Source organism: Treponema sp. R6D11 (genome assembly GCF_054786075.1).
The window spans coordinates 1-2,104 of record NZ_BDHD01000243.1; the positions used below are offsets into that span (position 1 = coordinate 1).

The following is a 2,104-nucleotide window of genomic DNA, read 5'->3' on the forward strand; positions in this document are numbered from 1 at the left end:
AAACAGCGAAGGATCCATGGATCAGGGACGTGCTTGGAACCATGTCGATACAGGAAGGCGACACCCTGCCCGTCAGCAAACTTCCGGAAGACGGAGTTTTCCCGACCGCGACCACACAGTACGAAAAACGCTCGGTCGCGGAGCGCGTTCCAATTTGGAATCCGGAAGTCTGTATACAGTGCGGTAACTGTACGGTCGTTTGTCCGCACGCCTGTATGCGCATGAAAAATCTTACCGACGATCAAGTAGCGAAAGCGCCGAAAGGATTCCAAACCGCCGAAGTTAAACCGAAGGCGGTCGCGGGCCAGAAGGCGACTCTCGTTATCGCCTGCGAAGACTGTTACAGCTGCGGCGCCTGTTTAAATATCTGCCCCGTGTGCAAAGACACGAGCAAGCCGACCGCCCTTACATGGAAATCCTACGCCGACGATCACGTGTTCCACGCCGAACAGGTCGCCGTTTGGGATTACTTCCTTTCATTGCCCGAAACGCCCCACGCAGAGCTTACCACGGCGAAAGCCCTCGCCTACAAGCGCCCCTTGTTTGAATTCTCGGGCGCGTGCGGCGGATGCGGCGAGACTCCCTACGTCAAGCTTATGTCGCAGTTGTTCGGCGACCGCGCGATCATCGCCAACGCCACGGGCTGTTCCTCAATTTACGGCGGAAACCTGCCCACCACCCCATACGCAAAACGCGCGGACGGGCGCGGTCCTTCATGGTCGAACAGCCTGTTCGAAGACGCCGCTGAATTTGCGATGGGCTTCCGTCTTACAAGCGACAAGCTCGCCATTCACGCCCGCGAAATCGCCGAAAAGGCGAAGAGCGAAGGCATCGCGGCCGGCATTATCGACAAGATTCTTTCCAACAACCAGGCCGACGAAGCGGCGATTGAAGAACTTCGCAAAAATATCGACGAGCTTAAAGCCGCCATTAAAAACGATTCCAAACCCACCGCGAAACTTCTTGTTTCGTTAGCCGACTATTTTGTAAAACGTTCTATTTGGGCGTTTGGCGGCGACGGCTGGGCTTATGACATCGGTTTCGGCGGCTTGGACCACGTTATCGCTTCAGGCAAGAACGTAAACCTTTTGTGCATGGACACCGAAGTTTACTCCAATACCGGCGGACAGATGTCCAAAGCGACGCCCGTAGGCGCGATTGCGAAATTCGCCAACGCGGGAAAGGACATTACAAAGAAAGATCTGGGCGCAATAGCGATGAGCTACGGATATGTTTATGTGGCAAAAGTTTCGTTAGGCGCGAATATGAATCAGGTAATCAAGGCGTTCCGCGAAGCCGAATCTTACGACGGGCCTTCGCTTATTATCGCGTACTCGCACTGTATCAACCACGGAATCGATATGAGCAAGGGGCTTGATCAGGGCAAGGCGGTTGTAACAAGCGGCCTGTGGCCTTTGTTCCGCTACGACCCAAGGCTTAAGGATCAGGGAAAAAATCCCTTCCAGCTTGACTCGAAGGATCCGACCATGAGCATCGAAGACTTTATGTACAAGGAAGTGCGGTTCAAGAGCTTGAAGGCCGCCAACCCAGAACGCGCCGACGCGCTGCTTGCGAAAGCGAAAGCCCACGCGGAAAGGGGTTGGAAGGAATACAAATACTTGGCGGATCGCCCGTTCTAAAACGCAGTTTTCGCCATGAAGACCATATTTGTCGTTGACGACAGTGATACAAACCTGACAATGGCAGAGTCGGCGCTGGAAGACCAGTACCGCGTTATGACAATGCCGTCAGCGGCAAGTATGTTCGCTTTTTTGAATAAAGTTGTTCCCGATTTAATCCTTCTGGATATAGAAATGCCGGACATGAACGGCTTTGAAGCGCTTGAAAAACTTAAGTCCAAGGCGCAATACAGCGAAATTCCCATTATGTTTTTGACGGGCAGAACGGACGCGGACGTGGAAGCGCGCGGCTTTGAAATGGGCGCGGTGGATTTTGTTATAAAGCCGTTCTCCGCGCCCGTGCTGTTAAACCGCATAAAAACGCACCTTGACATCGATCAGGTTATCCGCGAAAGGACGGAGCAGTTACACAGGCTTCAAAATAACATAGTTTCTGTTCTCGCGGACATGGTGGAAAACCGCGA

General features: G+C 53.2%; 2 protein-coding genes. Both read left to right on the top strand.

Going from position 1 to position 2,104, the window contains the following annotated elements:
• The coding region (locus tag ACYVTD_RS11785) for a thiamine pyrophosphate-dependent enzyme (RefSeq protein ID WP_461247962.1) at window positions 1–1,640 on the top strand (1,640 nt) is incomplete at its 5' end.
• A 15-nt stretch (window positions 1,641–1,655) separates the two neighbouring features.
• A partial coding sequence (locus ACYVTD_RS11790) for a response regulator (protein WP_461247963.1) occupies window positions 1,656–2,104 on the top strand: 449 nt, incomplete at its 3' end.